The organism is Microbacterium sp. SWDP-B6 (assembly GCF_059803615.1).
In genome coordinates this window covers 181,877-196,883 of sequence record NZ_JAPFGV010000005.1, presented here as the reverse complement: position 1 = coordinate 196,883, position 15,007 = coordinate 181,877, and the positions used below count along the sequence as shown (strand labels likewise).

The 15,007-nt window shown below is 68.2% G+C and carries 13 protein-coding genes and 1 pseudogene; all 14 read right to left on the bottom strand.

Annotated features, from left to right (window positions below; translation table 11 throughout):
- Nucleotides 1–53 precede the first annotated feature (53 nt).
- Nucleotides 54–869 carry a DUF2510 domain-containing protein gene (locus OPU70_RS09445; RefSeq protein ID WP_498557608.1) on the bottom strand — a complete coding sequence of 272 codons (816 nt, stop codon included), beginning with the start codon at nt 867–869 and terminating at the stop codon, nt 54–56.
- A gap of 15 nt (nt 870–884) precedes the next feature.
- Nucleotides 885–1,274 (bottom strand): monovalent cation/H(+) antiporter subunit G, encoded by a 390-nt coding sequence (gene mnhG / locus OPU70_RS09440; protein ID WP_042540347.1) that lies wholly within the window; start codon nt 1,272–1,274, stop codon nt 885–887.
- Nucleotides 1,271–1,540, bottom strand: a complete 270-nt coding sequence (locus tag OPU70_RS09435; protein ID WP_042540345.1) for an MrpF/PhaF family protein — start codon at nt 1,538–1,540, stop codon at nt 1,271–1,273. The genes mnhG and OPU70_RS09435 overlap by 4 nt, the downstream gene beginning before the upstream one ends.
- The gene (locus OPU70_RS09430) at nt 1,537–2,145 is read right to left on the bottom strand and encodes a Na+/H+ antiporter subunit E (protein ID WP_056375103.1); all 609 of its coding nucleotides are present in this window, start codon (nt 2,143–2,145) and stop codon (nt 1,537–1,539) included. The genes OPU70_RS09435 and OPU70_RS09430 overlap by 4 nt, the downstream gene beginning before the upstream one ends.
- Entirely contained in the window at nt 2,142–3,695 is a 1,554-nt protein-coding gene (locus OPU70_RS09425; RefSeq protein WP_056375101.1) for a Na+/H+ antiporter subunit D, read from the bottom strand. The genes OPU70_RS09430 and OPU70_RS09425 overlap by 4 nt, the downstream gene beginning before the upstream one ends.
- 239 nt (nt 3,696–3,934) lie before the next feature.
- A pseudogene (locus tag OPU70_RS09420) lies at nt 3,935–4,471 on the bottom strand (Na(+)/H(+) antiporter subunit C); the annotation flags it as partial.
- Complete coding sequence (locus OPU70_RS09415; RefSeq protein ID WP_042540920.1) at nt 4,471–7,413, bottom strand: Na+/H+ antiporter subunit A; 2,943 nt, start codon at nt 7,411–7,413, stop codon at nt 4,471–4,473. The pseudogene OPU70_RS09420 and the gene OPU70_RS09415, both read right to left, overlap by 1 nt.
- Before the next feature lie 182 nt (nt 7,414–7,595).
- Nucleotides 7,596–8,312 carry a GntR family transcriptional regulator gene (locus tag OPU70_RS09410; RefSeq protein WP_052492962.1) on the bottom strand — a complete coding sequence of 239 codons (717 nt, stop codon included), beginning with the start codon at nt 8,310–8,312 and terminating at the stop codon, nt 7,596–7,598.
- 5 nt (nt 8,313–8,317) lie between these two features.
- Nucleotides 8,318–9,343: an aldo/keto reductase gene (locus tag OPU70_RS09405; protein WP_498557607.1), complete on the bottom strand. Its 1,026-nt coding sequence runs from the start codon at nt 9,341–9,343 to the stop codon at nt 8,318–8,320.
- A complete protein-coding gene (locus OPU70_RS09400) occupies nt 9,340–10,488 on the bottom strand; it encodes a mandelate racemase/muconate lactonizing enzyme family protein (protein ID WP_498557606.1) in 1,149 nt (382 codons plus the stop codon). The genes OPU70_RS09405 and OPU70_RS09400 overlap by 4 nt, the downstream gene beginning before the upstream one ends.
- Nucleotides 10,488–11,351, bottom strand: coding sequence for a carbohydrate ABC transporter permease (locus OPU70_RS09395; protein ID WP_079111921.1), 864 nt, complete (start codon nt 11,349–11,351; stop codon nt 10,488–10,490). The genes OPU70_RS09400 and OPU70_RS09395 overlap by 1 nt, the downstream gene beginning before the upstream one ends.
- A complete protein-coding gene (locus OPU70_RS09390; protein WP_079113854.1) occupies nt 11,344–12,306 on the bottom strand; it encodes a carbohydrate ABC transporter permease in 963 nt (320 codons plus the stop codon). Before OPU70_RS09390 ends, OPU70_RS09395 begins: the two co-directional genes overlap by 8 nt.
- A gap of 13 nt (nt 12,307–12,319) precedes the next feature.
- Nucleotides 12,320–13,576, bottom strand: a complete 1,257-nt coding sequence (locus OPU70_RS09385; protein WP_498557605.1) for an ABC transporter substrate-binding protein — start codon at nt 13,574–13,576, stop codon at nt 12,320–12,322.
- 69 nt (nt 13,577–13,645) lie between these two features.
- Nucleotides 13,646–14,989, bottom strand: coding sequence for an alpha-L-fucosidase (locus OPU70_RS09380; RefSeq protein WP_042540932.1), 1,344 nt, complete (start codon nt 14,987–14,989; stop codon nt 13,646–13,648).
- Nucleotides 14,990–15,007: the final 18 nt, after the last annotated feature.

The window sequence follows — 15,007 nt, the reverse complement described above, 5'->3', positions numbered from 1 at the left end:
AGTTCACAACTCAGCATGAACGCGGCTCCGCGCGGGCGCGCGGCGAGTCCGCCTCAGCGCAGCGGCGGGGGTGTGGTCGGAAGGAGCATCGCGTTGCGTCGCGCCCTGGTCAGCAGCAGGACGAACGCCCCCAGACCGCCGAAGAGCACCGCGAAGATGATGCCGAACACGATCATGAACCCGGTGACGAGACTCTGCTCCATGATGCTTCCCGCTACCGCGACGACCAGACCGATCACCGCGATGCCGGCCACGCACCAGCCGACGATCATCGAGGTGAGATAGCCGCGCGGCCCGGCATGCCCGGGGCGCGGACCGAATCTCGTGCCGAGGTACCAGGTCCAGCGGGAACCGGTCCACCAGCGGCTGGCCTGCCCCGTCACCGGATACCACCCGGCATCCGGCCCATCGACCTCGCCGGGCAGCGGCTGCACGGAGGCGTCGACGAGCGCCGCCGACTGCGGGGCGGGGAGCCTGCGCACGGCGCGGGTGTGCGCGGCGCCGAGGACCCAGATCACGGCGATGGACATCAGGACCACGGGAAGGGCGAAGTTGCCGGGGCTCTGCGTGATGACCGCCGCCAACAGCTGCAGCATCGCGAGGATGAAGAACACGATGCCGAGCACCAGCCCCACCGCCGGCGGCTCGACCGCCAGGGCGTCGGGCCGCGGCTTGCCCTTGCGCACGCGGTACGGCGTCCAGATGACTCCGTCCCACCAGCGGACGTCTGTGGTCCCCGGCACCTGGTACCACCCCATCGACGGGGCGGTCGGCGGCGCCGTGCGCTCATGTGCGGTCCACTGCACGCCGTCCCACCAGCGCTGCCGGCCCGGCGTGCCCGCGTCGTGCCATCCCTGGGGTGCTGACATCCGTCTTCCTTCTGGTCAGCCGGCGCCCGGCGGAGTCTGCTTCGACTCGGCGAGCTCGTCGACGACCAGACTGCGCTCGTCGGTCGTGCCGTTGCGGTAGGCCTGCCGGCCGACGATATGGGCCGACAGCGGGGCCGTGGCGAACTGCATCAGCACGATCGGGGCGACGAGCGCGAGCCCGATGAGGATTCCGCCGACGGTGCGCTGCGACAGGGCGATCGCGAGGCAGATGAGGATGAGGCCGAGCACCTGGGGCTTCGTCGCGGCGTGCAGTCGCGAGGGCACGTCACGGAAGCGCAGCAGACCGACGGCGGCCGACAGGCACAGAACCGCGCCGAGCAGGATGAGCACGAGGATGGCGACGTCGATGACGGCGTCGGGAATGGCGAGACCGAACACGTTCATGGGGTCGTGTTGTCCCTTCTGGCCACGAACCGGGCGACCGAGATCGAACCGAAGACACCCACGGCGGCGATGATCAGCAGCACCGGGATGTTGCGGGTGTGACCGTTGATCGCCATCTCGGCGCCGAGCACGCACATGACCTCGGTGAGCAGCACGTCGGATGCGACGGCTCGGTCGAGGATCGAGGGGCCGCGCACGATGCGGATGATCGTCAGGATGGCGGCCACCCCGAAGACGACCATGATCGCCAGCATCAGCACGTTCATCGGGCACCTCCCCTGGTCAGCCCGCCGGCACCACCGGCACGCGCCGCGCGTTCGTCGGCCTTGAGGGCACGGTACTGCGCGGGGGCCCCGAGCGCACGCACGACCCGTCGCTCCCACCGCAGCACGCCCTCGCGCTGCTTCTCGACGTCGGCCATGCTGCGAACCCCGATCACGTGCAGGTAGAGCACTTGCCTGTCGCGGTCGGCCTCGACGATCAGCGATCCGGGGACCAGCGACGAGACCACCGAGACGTGGGTCATGATGAGGTCGTCGGCGTATTTCAACGGCACCGCGATGATCGCCGCGCCGGGCTGACGGCGGAAGTCGAACACCTGCGCCGTGACCGAGACCGCTCCCCGCAGGACGGCGAACAGGAATTGCACCACGAACAGCGCGGCGTACCAGATGTTGATCCGCCCGGACAGCTCGACGGTCGGCAGCCGGAAGACGCGCGTGACGAACACCGCGACGACGAGACCCGAGAGGAACGACAGCACCGTGAACTGGCTCCACAGCAGCATCCAGAGCACGACGAGCCATGCCAGGAACGGCAGCTGCACGCGGATGTCCCGCCAGAAGTGACGGCCGGTCTCGGTGGGGCTCATCCTTCGACCTCGTCTTCCAGCTGCACGAGGGTGACCGGGTCGAGCAGCGCCGCACCGATGCGGTCGCACAGTGCGTAGAGCGGACCGGCGAAGACGGTGAGCGCGATAGTGACCCCCACCATGCCGGCGGTGGCGACCGTCATGATGCGAGGGATGCGGCGACGCTCCTGCTGCTCGTCGGCGGCCGGGGCGTTGCCGAGGTACGAGATGCGCCCCTCGGTCTCGGTCGAGTCGTCCTCCTCGCGCCAGAAGGCGAGGTTCCACGCGCGCATCAGCGCATAGAGGGTGAGCAGCGAGGTGACGATCCCGCCGAAGATCAGCACGATCATGAGCGGGGTCCCCACGGATGCCGCGGCCTCGAACAGCGCGAACTTGCCGATGAACCCGGAGAACGGCGGGAGTCCACCCAGGTTGATCGCGGGGATGAAGTAGAGCACGGCGATCACCGGCGCGACCTTGAGCAGGCCCTTCACCCGGAGGATCGAGGTGCTTCCCGCCCTGCGCTCGATGAGACCGACGGCGAGGAACAGGGTCGTCTGCACGATGATGTGGTGGACGATGTAGTACACCGTCGCGCCGATCGCCGCCGGGGTCGCTATCGCGAGACCGAAGATCATGTATCCGACGTGACTCACCAGGGTGAACGACAGGATTCGCTTGAGCTCGGCCTGCGCCACGGCGCCGAGCACTCCGACGATCATGGTCGCCAGGGCGATGATCAGCAGCACGGTGTCGATGCTGTTCTCGGCGAACAGCTGGGTCTCGGTGCGGATCAGCGCGTAGACGCCGACCTTCGTCAGCAGGCCTGCGAACACGGCGGTGACGGGCGCCGGAGCGGTCGGATACGAGTCGGGCAGCCAGAACGACACGGGGAAGATCGCCGCCTTGATGCCGAACGCGATCACGAGCATGAGGTGCAGCACCAGCTGCGTCTCCTGCGGCAGCTCGGTCATGCGCTCGGCGATCTGCGCCATGTTCACGGTGCCGAGTGCGCCGTAGATCATCGCGATCGAGGCGAGGAACAGGATCGACGAGACCAGGGAGACGACGATGTACACCGCGCCGGTGCGGATGCGCGACTCGGTGCTGCCCAGCGTGATCAGCACGTACGACGCCACGAGCAGGATCTCGAATCCGACGTACAGGTTGAACAGGTCTCCCGCGATGAAGGCGTTGAAGATTCCCGCGGCGAGGATCAGGTACGACGGGTTGAAGATCGAGATCGGCGTCTCGTCGGTGCCGTCGGCCGCGCCCTGACCGATCGAGAAGAGCAGAACCGCGAGCAGCACGATGCTCGAGATGAGCACGAGGAGAGCCGCGAGCCTGTCGACATAGAGCACGATGCCGAACGGCACGGGCCATCCGCCGACCGAGACCGCGAGCGGTTCTCCCGCGTCGACGACGACCAGCAGCACGGCGGCGATCACCGAGACGGTCGCGAGCGTCGCGACCGTGACGAACGCCTGCAGGCGCGGGTTGCGGCCGAAGATCAGGGTCGCCGCGGCGCCGAGCAGCGGCAGGGCGACGAGCAGGGGGACGAGGGCGCTCATCGGCGGTCCTCCCCGTCGTCGGTGTGCTCAGGTGCGCTGTCATCGGATGCCGTGTCGGTGGCCGTGTCATGCGCGGCGTCGGCCGCATCGGTCTCGTGAGCGTCTGACGCGTGCGTGTCGGCATCCGTCCGGAAGTCGTCGGAGCGCGGGGAGTCGTCCGCGTCGTCGTCGGGCGGCGCCGATTCTCCGTCCAGGACGGACGCCCCAGGACCGGCATCCACGTCCGGATCCCCCGCCCCATCCCCATCCGCATCCGCGGATGCGGTCCGGGGCGCGGTGGGCCGGTCGGTCGGAGCGTCGTCATGGATCGACGGATGGTCGCGCATGTGCAGCACGGTGATCGGCGACGTCTGCACGCCGACGAAGTCGGTGGTCGCCTCGTCGTCGGCGGCGTCGGCCTCGTCATCCATGAGGTCTTCGTCGGCGTCGGTGCGCTCGCGGAGCGCGATGTCGGCCTCGTCGTCCTCGACGGTGTCGGCCTGGCCCAGCTGCCACGAGCGGTAGATGAGCGCGAGCAGGAAGGCCGAGACGGCGAAGGTGATGACGATGGCCGTCAGAGTGAGCGCCTGCGGCAGCGGGTCGCTGACCTCTCCCTCAGCGCCGTAGAACGGTGCGCTCCCCGGCACGCCCATCACGATGAGCAGCAGCAGGTTCGTGGCGTTGCCGAGCAGCAGGAAGCCGATCAGCACGCGGGTGAGGCTGCGCTCGAGCATCGCGTAGACGCCGCAGGCGAACAGCACGGCCATGATCACGATCAGGGTCAGTGAGACATCCATCAGCGGGTCACCCCCCGCTCGCGGAACTCCTGTGCCTGGCGGTCGACCTCGGCACCGAGGCTGCGCAGCACGTCGAGCACGAGTCCGATCACGACGAGGTACACGCCGACGTCGAAGATCGTCGAGGTGACGAACTCCATGTGGCCGATGCCGGGGATCTCCCATTCCCAGAAGTTGCTGGTGAGCGGGGCGAGGCCGAAGAACAGCGGCACCACGGCAGTGCCGACCGCGAGGATCAGACCGGCGCCGAGCAGTCGACCGGCATCCGTGGGCGCAGCCGCGCCGAGCTCCCAGCGTCCGCCGGCGACGTAGCGCATGACGAGTGCCATGCCCGCGACGAGTCCGCCCGCGAAGCCGCCGCCCGGAAGGTTGTGGCCGGAGAAGAGCAGGAAGATCGACACGACGATGATCGTGTGGAAGAGGATGCGGACGATCACCTCGAGCAGGATCGACCGGTTCTCCGGGTTCATCTTCGGTCCGCCGACGAGCCAGGCGCGGGGGCTGCTCTCGTTCTCGTCGGTCTGGAAGCGCACGCCCTCGGTCGTCTCGACCAGGGGACGGCTGAGGGTTCGACGGCGCCGCGCCTTGGGCAGCGTCTTGGTCGCCGACAGCATGTCGGCCCGGTGAGTGACGAACACGAGCGAGGCGACGCCGGTGGCGGCCAGCACGAGCACCGAGAGCTCGCCCATCGTGTCCCAGCCACGCAGGTCGACCAGCGCGACGTTGACGACGTTCTTGCCGTGACCGATCTCGTACGCGAGCTTCGGGAAGGCCGCCGAGATCGGGTCCGCGATACGCGACTGGGTCGCCACGACCGCGACGAGGGCCATGGTGAGTCCGACTCCGACACCCAGCAGCGCCCGCGGAATGCGACCGACGGAGGCGTTGTGCTCGCCCATTCGCGCAGGCAGGCGACGCAGCACGAGCGCGAAGGTGACCATCGTCACGGTCTCGACGAGGATCTGCGTCAGCGCCAGGTCGGGGGCGCCGCTGGTCGCGAACAGCACGACCATGCCGAGACCCGTGATCGAGACGAGCACGACCCCGGTGTACCTCTTCTGCGCCCGCACGGCCATGACGCCGGCGGCGGCCATCATCGGCGCGACCACCAGCTGCGCGGGGGTGTGCCAGGCCGAGAGCTGGAAGCGGTCGATGTCGCTGGCGACGAGAGCCGTGATCTCGGCGGCGACGAAGACCACGAAGATCGTGCCGACGTAGACCGGAAGCGAGCCTCGCTGGGTGAGGGTCGTGCTCAGCACCGAGAGCCGGTCGACGCCGCGCATGACCAGGTAGTAGACGTCTGCCGCGGTGAAGCGGATCAGCCGCGCCTTGCGATCCCACCCTGTGCGCAGGGTCAGGAGGAAGACCGCGGCGCCGAGCAGGATCGACAGGATCGAGATGCCGAGAGCGGGCTCGAGACCATGCCAGAGGGCGAGGTGCCCTGGTCCCTCGGCGGCGACGCCCTCGGCGTCTAGGCCGGGCGTGGCCGTGAGGGCGTATCCCTGGAGCGCGACGTCGAGGGCAGGGGCTCCGATGCCGGTGGCCAGCGTGAAGCCGGCGAGGATGATCGGCGCCGAGAGGAATCCGACGGGCGGGTCCGGCCACGCGGTGTCGGGAAGACGATCTCCTGCTGCGTCGCGCTTGGTCCAGAACGCGCCCCAGAGGAAGCGGATGCCATATGCCGCAGTGAGAATGGATCCGACGCTGACGCCGATGATGGCGACGAGTCCCCATGGCGATCCGTGCAGCGCGTCGTCGAGGAGGGCTGTGAGGGTGGACTCCTTCGCGACGAATCCGAGGGTCGGCGCGATGCCGGCCATCGAGGCGATGGAGATGAATGCCGCAGTCGCCATGACCGGCGCCTGCCGGCCCACACCGCTCAGCTCTGTGATGTCACGCGTCGACAGCTGGCGGTCGATCACACCGACGATCAGGAACAGCGCCGACTTGAACAGCGCGTGCGCGATCACGAGTGCAAGGCCCGCCAGCGCGCTCGCCTGCGTGCCGTAGCCGATCACGATCGAGAAGAACCCGAGCTGGCTGACGGTTCCGAAGGCGAGGATGCGCTTGAGGTCGGTCTCTCGCAGCGCCTGGATGCCGCCGAGCAGCATCGTCACGATCCCCAGCGAGATGATGATCGGCCGCCAGGGTCCGGTGAACGCGAAGATCGGAGCGAAGCGCGCGATCAGGTAGATGCCCGCCTTCACCATCGCCGCAGCGTGCAGGTAGGCGCTCACGGGGGTGGGCGCGGCCATCGCGCCGGGGAGCCAGAAGTGGAACGGGAAGATCGCGGACTTGCTGATGGCACCGACGAGCAGCATCACCACGGCGGCATCGACGATCGCCCCGGTGGGAGCGATCTCGAGGATCTCGCGGATGCTCGAGGTGCGGGCATCGACGACCAGCAGCACGACTCCGACGAACATCACGAGTCCGCCGAGGGTGGTGACCAGGAGCGCCTGGAGAGCAGCTCGTCGGCTGGCCGCACGCCGACGGTAGTGGCCGATGAGGAGGTACGAGAGGATGCTCGTCACCTCCCAGAACATGACGAGCATGACCAGGTCGTCGGTCAGGACGAGGCCGTACATCGCACCCGCGAATCCGAGCAGGACACCGGCGAACTGGCCGATCCCCGCGGAGTCGTCGTGGAAGTACCAGCGGCAGTACAGCAGCACGAGCGCGCCGACACCCGTGACGATGAGGGTCAGCACCCAGCCGAGCACATCCATGTTCATCGACAGGTTCAACCCGAGCTGCGGAATCCACGCGACCGAGACGAAGGGCGTCGGGCCGTCGAGCACCTGGGGGGTGAGCACCAGTGCGTGGATGAATGCCGCGGCGGGAATGAGAGCCGCGATGGCGAATGCCTGGGATCCCAGCCAGCGCACCAGAACGGGCATCAGGATCGACCCGAGAAGGAACACGGCGAGGAGCGTCAGCATATATGCGGCTCCTCAAAGCTCGTCGGCCGGGGGTGCGGCGCAGGCGGGCGGGCGGGTGTCGATATCGAGTTTACCTTGATTTTTCGCTGTTCCGGGTCGATCATGTCGGCGCCGGACCGCGCAAATGGCCGGTTTTGCCCGGGATTTCGGGCACTTTGCGCGATGTCGATCGCGAAATCAGATCATTCGGATGCGTTCTCGGCGCGTCGAGCGATCGCGGGGCCGAGCCTGTCGTACGACTTCGCGATGTGGGTGCGCATCGCCTCTGCTGCGGCCTCGGGATCGCGTCGGCGAAGCGCCGCCAGGATGCTCTCGTGCTCGCTGAGGGTGTCGTCTTCGAAGTCGTGACGGAAGTTCAGGCGGTAGAGGTGCATGTGCGACCGCAGCCGCACGATGGCCTCCGAGAGCAGCGGGCTCTGCGCCTGCTCGGCGATCAGGTGATGGAAGTGCAGGTCCTCGTCGATGAACCGGCGGTAGTTGCGGAAGCTCTCCTCCGCGTCGGGCGCCGACGCTGCACGCATCTGAACGACGGACTCCGCGAGCTCGCTCTCGATGTCGGCGTCGAGATGGGTCGATGCGCGACGCGCGGCCTCGGGCTCGAGCAGTTCGCGCATGTCGTACAGATCACGGAGCCCCGCAGCGTCGAGCAGAGGAGCCGCGACGTAGCCCTTGAGTGCGCGCTTCGCGACGAGCCCCTCGGCCTCGAGGCGCGTGAGCGCCTCGCGCACCGGAGTGGGCGACACGTCGAGATCGCGAGCGACCGCGTCGATGTTCACGCGGGCACCGGGCTCGATCACGCGGTCCATGAGAAGGCCGAGCACGGCGTCGTACACATCGTCGACGAGGGCGCGCCGCGCCGGGAGCGGCCGCGGTCCGCGTGCTTCGTCGTCGCCGAACATGAGTCTCATCGTACGGGGTGCCTTTCTCGGCTGATCAGCCCGTGTTCTCGAAGCTCGTCCCACACCTCGGCAGCGACCGGGCGTGCGACCAGGCGGCTGTTCCTCGAGACCTGCTCGGCGCTCGCGCCGCCCATCACCACCGCCGCCACTGCAGGGTGGGTCAGCGGGTACTGTGCGGCGAGCTCGGGAAGCGAGCTGCCGTGCCGCCGGGCGATGCGCGCGATCGATCGGGCTCGCTCGACGACCGGGAGCTCGGCGGGCCCGTAGTCGAAGAGCGCATCCTGCGCGGGCGCATCCGTCGCGAGGATGCCCGAGTTGAAGACCGCCGCGGCGAGCACCGTCACGTCGTGCTCGTGTGCGAGCGGGAGCAGGTCATCGGCGGCCGACTGGTCGAGGAGGGTCCAGCGCCCGGCGACCATCATCACGTCGGCGTCGGTCTCGCGCACGAACCGCGCGAGCATCGCGCTCTGGTTCATCCCCGCCCCGAACGAAGTGATGACCCGCTGATCGCGCAGCTCGCTGAGCGCGGGGAACGCACCCTCGAGGGCTTCGCGCTCGTGCGCGTCGGGGTCGTGCACCAGTGCGATGTCGATGCGATCGAGACCGAGCCGTTCGAGTGACTGCTCGATCGAGCGCAGCACGCCGTCTCGCGAGTAGTCCTGCACGCGGCGATGGTCGGCGGGTACGTCGAACAGGTTGTCGATGTCGGTGCGACCGGCGGCATCCTGCGGCACGAGCAGGCGCCCGACCTTGGTCGAGACGATGTACTCGTCGCGCGGCAGCTGCCGCAGGCTCTCGCCGAGTCGTCGTTCGGCGAGACCGAGCCCGTAGTGCGGAGCCACGTCGAAATACCGGATGCCTCCTGCCCACGCCGCAGGCACGATGCCCGGCCACTCGTCGTCGCCCAGCGCCTGATAGAGGTTGCCGAGCGCGGCGGCGCCGTACCCGACGGGTGGAGCGGCGAGCCCGCCGCGTCCGATCGCGACCGACTGCGCGACGGGCTGCGGGACTCCGGAGACGACACTGCTCATGCGACGACCAGGCGCCCGAGCGCGTCGTCGTTCCAGGAGATCCCGAGCCCCGCCTCGTTCGGCGCCCAGGCCCGCCCGTTCTCGATGCGCAGCTCGCCCCTCGTCACGGCACGCAGCTGCGGGATGTGCTCGAGATACAGCGCATTGGGGATCGCGCACACGAGCGAGACGTGCAGCTCCATGAGGAAGTGCGGCGCGACAGGGGCGTTGAACGACTCGGCGAGGTGCGCGATCTTCAGCCACGGCGTGATGCCGCCCACCCGCGCCACGTCGGCCTGGACGATCGACGCACCGCCGCGCTGCAGATGCTCGCGGAAGTGCCCGAGCGAGTACATGCTCTCGCCGACCGCGATGGGCACCGATGTCGAGCGGGCGAGCTGCCGGTGACCCTCGATGTCCTCGGCCGGCAGGGGCTCCTCGAACCAGAAGACGTCGACCTCTTCGAAGAGACGGGCGCGCCTGATCGCCTCCGCCACCGAGAACGACTGGTTCGCATCGACCATGATGTCCATGCCGGGTCCGACCGCGTCCCGCACGGCCCGCAGTCGCTCCAGGTCCTGGTGGCCCCGCGGCATCCCCACCTTGATCTTGACCCCGCCCATGCCTCGTTCCTTCGCATCGACGGCGTGCGCCACGAGCTCATCGGTGCCGAAGTGCATCCATCCGCCCTCGGTGTCGTACACCGGGACGGAGGGCGAGGCGCCGCCGGCGGCGACCCACAGCGGCAGCCCGGATCGCCGCGTCTTCGCATCCCACACGGCGGTGTCGACAGCGGCAAGCGCGAGCGCGGTGATCGGCCCCACGGTGGTCGCGCGGGTGATGCCGAACAGGGCCAGCCATACGGCCTCCGGACGCTCTGCTTCGAGGCCGATCAGCGCCGGCAGCAGTGTCTCGCGCAGCAGGCTGAGCACGGCACCGCCGCCTGTGCCGATCGTGTAGCTGTAGCCGATGCCCTCGGTGCCGTCGGCGGTGCGCAGTCTCACGAGGATCGTCTCCTGCTTCACGAACGTCTGCAGCGCATCCGTCCGCTCCGTCTCGACCGGAAGGTCGCACAGCTGCGCCGCGACGTGCACGATGCGGCTTCCTGCCGTCGCATCCGCCCTGACCTCGAGCAGTCTCGCGGCGGTGTCTTGTGTCGTGTGCATCAGCGTCCTCCGAGTCCGCCCAGGGTGACCCCCTTGATGAGCTGCCGCTGCAGCAGCAGCACCAGGATCAGCGAGGGGATGACGGCCAGCGTCGACGCCGCCATGAGCAGAGCCCACTGCGTGCCGAACTGACCGGTGAACATGCCGAGCCCGAGGGGCACGGTGGCCATGTCCTGCGTGTTGATGATGATCAGCGGCCACAGGTACGAGTTCCAGTAGCCGATGAACGAGAAGACCGCGAGCACGCTCAGCGGCGCGACCAGCTGCGGCAGCAGCACCGACCAGAGAGTGCGCAGGCGCGACGCACCGTCGATCAGCGCCGCTTCCTCGTACTCCATCGGGATGGTGAGGAAGAACTGCCGCATGAGGAAGGTGCCGAACGCCGTGAAGGCGAACGGGATGATGAGCGCCGCGAAGCTGTCGTTCCATCCCCAGCTGTTGATCATGATGAACAGGGGCACGACCAGCACCTCCTGAGGCAGCACGAGCGTGAGCACGAACAGCAGGAACAGCTTGTCGCGGTACTTGAAGCGCAGCCGCGAGAACGCGTAGGCCGAGAGCACGGCGACGATCACCGAGAGCAGGGCGCCGAGGATCGCGACGATCAGGCCGTTGAGGATGAAGCGGCCGAACGGCACGACCGTCCAGGCCTCGACGAAGTTCGCCCAGCGGATCTCCGATCCGAAGATCTGAGGGGTCGCGGTGAACACCTCGTTCTCGGGCTTGAGCGCCGTGAGGAACATCCAGATGAAGGGGAACGCGAAGATCAGCGCCACCGCGGCGATGGCTGCGGTGTTCAGCCATTCCTTGAGGGAGTCCCGGCGCTGACGCGCGCGGCGGGGAAGGCTCACGACGTCACTCATAGTTCACCCACCTGCGCTGGCCGACGAACTGCAGGGCGGTGATGAGCATCACGACGAGGAAGAGGATCCACGCGAGGGCGGATGCGTAGCCGAGCCGATCGAAGACGAATCCGTTGCGATACAGGTAGAGCACGAACGTGTTGGTGCTCTCGCCCGGCCCGCCCTGCGTGAGGAACAGCGGCTGCACGAACACTTGGAACGCGCCGATCATCGTCATGGTCGAGCAGAAGAACAGCGACGGCGACAGCAGCGGCAGGATGATGAACCGCAGCCGCTGCCAGGCCGAGGTGCCGTCGATGCGGGAGGCCTCGAGCAGCTCCTTCGGGATCGCGCTGAGGCCGGCCGACAGGACGATCACGTTGTAGCCGAACGACTGCCACACCGACATCGCGATCACCGAGGGCAGCGCCCACGCCGAGTCGGACAGCCAGTTGGGGCCGTCGATGCCGACGGTCGCGAGCATCGAGTTGACGAGTCCGTCCTGCGAGAGGAGCAGCCGCCACACGAGCGCGTTCGCCACCATCGGGGTGATCACGGGAAGGAAGAAGATGACCCGCCACGCACCAGCGGCCTTCATGCGGGTGTTCAGCCACAGCGAGATGGTGAGGGCGACGAACAGGTTCAGCGCCGTGTAGACGACCGCGAAGATGAGCGTGTTGCCGAGCACGGTGTAGAACGTCGGGTCGCGGAACAGCTTGACGTAGTTCTCGAACCCGATGAAGTCGGGGCTGCCGAACAGCTTCCAGTCGAACAGGCTGATGAAGGCCGATCCGAACAGCGGAGTGAGGATGAACAGGACGAACCCGATCAACCCCGGGGCGAGGAAGGCCACGGCGACCCAGCCGTCGCCGCGCCGATGTCGCAGACGTGGAGCCCGCGGGGCGGGGGCACCGATCGGCACCCCCGCCACGCCGGGCATCGCAGAGGAGGCCGTCGCCTCACTCCGGTCGCTCATGATCGCCATCCGCTCAGCCCGCGACCGAGTTCTGGATCGTCTCCATGATCTCCGCAGCCGTCAGCTCACCCCGGTAGCCCTGCACTCCGTACTGGGTCATCAGGGTCTCGACCTGGTTCCAGGTCGAGGTGGTGCGCTGCGGCGTCGCGTCTGCGAGGAGTGCCTCGACGACGTCGGCGGCACCCTCGGTCTTGCCCTCGGCCCAGGCCGGAAGCGCCTCGATGCGAGAGGGGACGATGCCTCGGGCTTCGGCCTGCTTCTCCTGCACCGACACCGAGGTCAGCGCCTCGATCGCGGCGAAGGCCTCATCAGGGCGGTCGCAGTTCGCAGCGATGCCGAATCCCGAGCCTGCGGTCATCGCGGCTGCCGTCCCGCTCGTCGACGGGACGATCGTGACGCCCAGGGTGAAGTCGGCGGCGTCGGCGAAGCTGCCGTACATCCAGGGGCCTTCGATGAGCATCGGCACCTCGCCCGAGGTGAACGCCTGCTGCGACACTTCGGAGCCGTCGGCGGCTTCGGGAGCCTTCGCGACCTGCTCGACCGAGACGAGGTCGAAGAAGCTCTGGATCTGGTCGACGAAATCGGAGTTCGTGAGGTCGAGCTCGCCGTCTTCGGTGACGGCGGGCACGCCGTCGGCGAGCGACCAGGCGTTGGGGATGAAGATGCCCGGCGCGAGCGCGAGACCCTTCTTCTCTCCGTCGGTGAGCGCCTTGGTGTCCGAGATGAACTGGTCGCGCGTGTACTCGGTGCCGGGCAGTTCGAGCCCTGCCGCCTGGAACGCCTCGACGTTGTAGAAGAGCACGATCGGCTCGGCGTCATAGGGGATCGCGCGGATCGTCCCGTCGACCGTCATGCCGCTGAGCATCGAGGCGTCGATGCTGTCGATGTCGAAACCGCTCTTCTCGATCAGATCGTCGAGAGGCATGAGCAGGTCGCCCAGCTCCTGTGCGCGCGCGGCCTGGGTCGTGAGCAGGCAGGGCGGGTTCGATCCGCTGAGGCGGGTCTTCACCTTGGTCCAGTAGTCCGAGAAGCTCGGGCCCTCGACGGAGATGTCGAGGTCGGGATCCTCGACCTGCGCGCCTTCGATGAAGTCGGCCCACTGCGCCTGGTCGCCCTCGCTGGCGGCCCAGGTGTAGAGCACGAGCGGACCGCCGGATCCGCCGGTGCCTCCGGCGGATGCCCCGGCACAACCGGCGAGGGCGACCACGGTGAGGCCCGCGGCCCCGGTCAGGACGAGACGCTTCGCGCGTCGGGATGAGAGTGCATTCATTCTGTCTGCCTCCTTCATTGGATGCTGATTCGATGCGATGGGTGAGGGGGTGTCGCTCGGGTGGTGCGGTTACTCGGAGAAGTCGATGGCGATGACGTCGATCAGCGCGCCGCTGGGTGCGGGTGCCACGATTCGCAGCTCGCCCAGGTCGTCGCCCGCGATGGACGCCTCGTGCACCTCGAAGCTGGCGTCATGCTGCAGCTCGAGATCGTCGGCGAGGCGATGCACTCGGGTGATCGAACGCACCGGCAGCCCTCGCACGATGATCTCCTCGACCGGCAGCGCGGTCAGGTGCAGGTAGAGACGGCCGGCACGGGCGGTGGTCGGGCCGTGGAAGTCGATGCCCACGGTGGGCTCGACGCCGATCACGGCCTCGGCGTGCGATTGCATCCACTCGGCGAACTCCTGCAGACGCTCCTGCTCGACCGCGGGCAGCGTGCCGTCGGGGCCGGGGCCGACGTTCAGCAGCAGGTTGCCTCCGCGGGCGACGACGTCGATCAGGGTGACGAGCAGCGACCGCGCGGACTTCTCGTTGTCGGGCCCCCTGCGCCATGCCCAGTGATCGCCGATCGTCAGGCACAGCTCCCATGGACCGGTCGGCGGGGTGAGCGGGAATCCCTGCTCCGGCGTGCGGTAGTCACCCTGACCGGGAAGACGGTCGTTGATGACGACGTGCGGCTGCAGTTCCTTGATCAGTCGACGCAGGCCGGGAGAGGTCCACTCCACCGCCGAGCGCTCCCAGTCTCCGTCGAACCACAGCAGGTCGATCTGTCCGTAGTTCGTGAGCAGCTCGGTGAGCTGCGCGCGGACGTACTCGAGATAGCGCGACCACTCCTCCGGCGACGAGCGACGATGGCGATCGGTGGCATCCGGGGTGTCGGCGAACTCGGCCAGCCCCGCGGCGGGCCAGTGCTCGAGCTTGTACGGCAGGTCCTCGTCGCGGAACGCCGGGTAGTCGGGGTGGTTCCAGTCGGGAAGGCTGTAGTAGATGCCGACCTTCAGCCCCTCGGCCCGCACGGCGTCGACGAACTCGCGTGTGATGTCGCGGCCGAAGGGGCCGTGCTCGACGCCGAAGTCGGACTGCTCGGTGAAGAACATGTTGTAGCCGGCGTGGTGGCGTGCGGTGAAGACGACATAGGTCGCGCCCGCGTCGCGCACGCGGCGGGCGAGATCGGCGGCGTCCCACTCCGTCGGGTCGAACGTCGGCGCCGTCGCCTGATACTGGGCGACTGTCACCGCATCTTCGACGGCGTCCTCGCCGGGGATGATCGAGCGGCCGACGAGCGGCCAGGAGATCTCGATCCCCTGCTGCGAGGCCTGATCCCAGTGCACGAAGATGCCGAAGCCCGCGCCGCTGAACCACTCACCGCCGGGGATGCGGTCGGTGGGGCGGCGGAATCCTGCGTCAGTCATCGAAGCTCTCCCTTGAGT

Coding starts and splice junctions, on each gene's coding strand:
- OPU70_RS09445 (WP_498557608.1), bottom strand. CDS start 869: ATGTCAGCACCCCAGGGATGGCACGACGCGGGCACGCCGGGCCGGCAG.
- mnhG (WP_042540347.1), bottom strand. CDS start 1,274: ATGAACGTGTTCGGTCTCGCCATTCCCGACGCCGTCATCGACGTCGCC.
- OPU70_RS09435 (WP_042540345.1), bottom strand. CDS start 1,540: ATGAACGTGCTGATGCTGGCGATCATGGTCGTCTTCGGGGTGGCCGCC.
- OPU70_RS09430 (WP_056375103.1), bottom strand. CDS start 2,145: ATGAGCCCCACCGAGACCGGCCGTCACTTCTGGCGGGACATCCGCGTG.
- OPU70_RS09425 (WP_056375101.1), bottom strand. CDS start 3,695: ATGAGCGCCCTCGTCCCCCTGCTCGTCGCCCTGCCGCTGCTCGGCGCC.
- OPU70_RS09415 (WP_042540920.1), bottom strand. CDS start 7,413: ATGCTGACGCTCCTCGCCGTGTTCCTTCTCGGGTCGATCCTGATGCCC.
- OPU70_RS09410 (WP_052492962.1), bottom strand. CDS start 8,312: ATGTTCGGCGACGACGAAGCACGCGGACCGCGGCCGCTCCCGGCGCGG.
- OPU70_RS09405 (WP_498557607.1), bottom strand. CDS start 9,343: ATGAGCAGTGTCGTCTCCGGAGTCCCGCAGCCCGTCGCGCAGTCGGTC.
- OPU70_RS09400 (WP_498557606.1), bottom strand. CDS start 10,488: ATGCACACGACACAAGACACCGCCGCGAGACTGCTCGAGGTCAGGGCG.
- OPU70_RS09395 (WP_079111921.1), bottom strand. CDS start 11,351: ATGAGTGACGTCGTGAGCCTTCCCCGCCGCGCGCGTCAGCGCCGGGAC.
- OPU70_RS09390 (WP_079113854.1), bottom strand. CDS start 12,306: ATGAGCGACCGGAGTGAGGCGACGGCCTCCTCTGCGATGCCCGGCGTG.
- OPU70_RS09385 (WP_498557605.1), bottom strand. CDS start 13,576: ATGAATGCACTCTCATCCCGACGCGCGAAGCGTCTCGTCCTGACCGGG.
- OPU70_RS09380 (WP_042540932.1), bottom strand. CDS start 14,989: ATGACTGACGCAGGATTCCGCCGCCCCACCGACCGCATCCCCGGCGGT.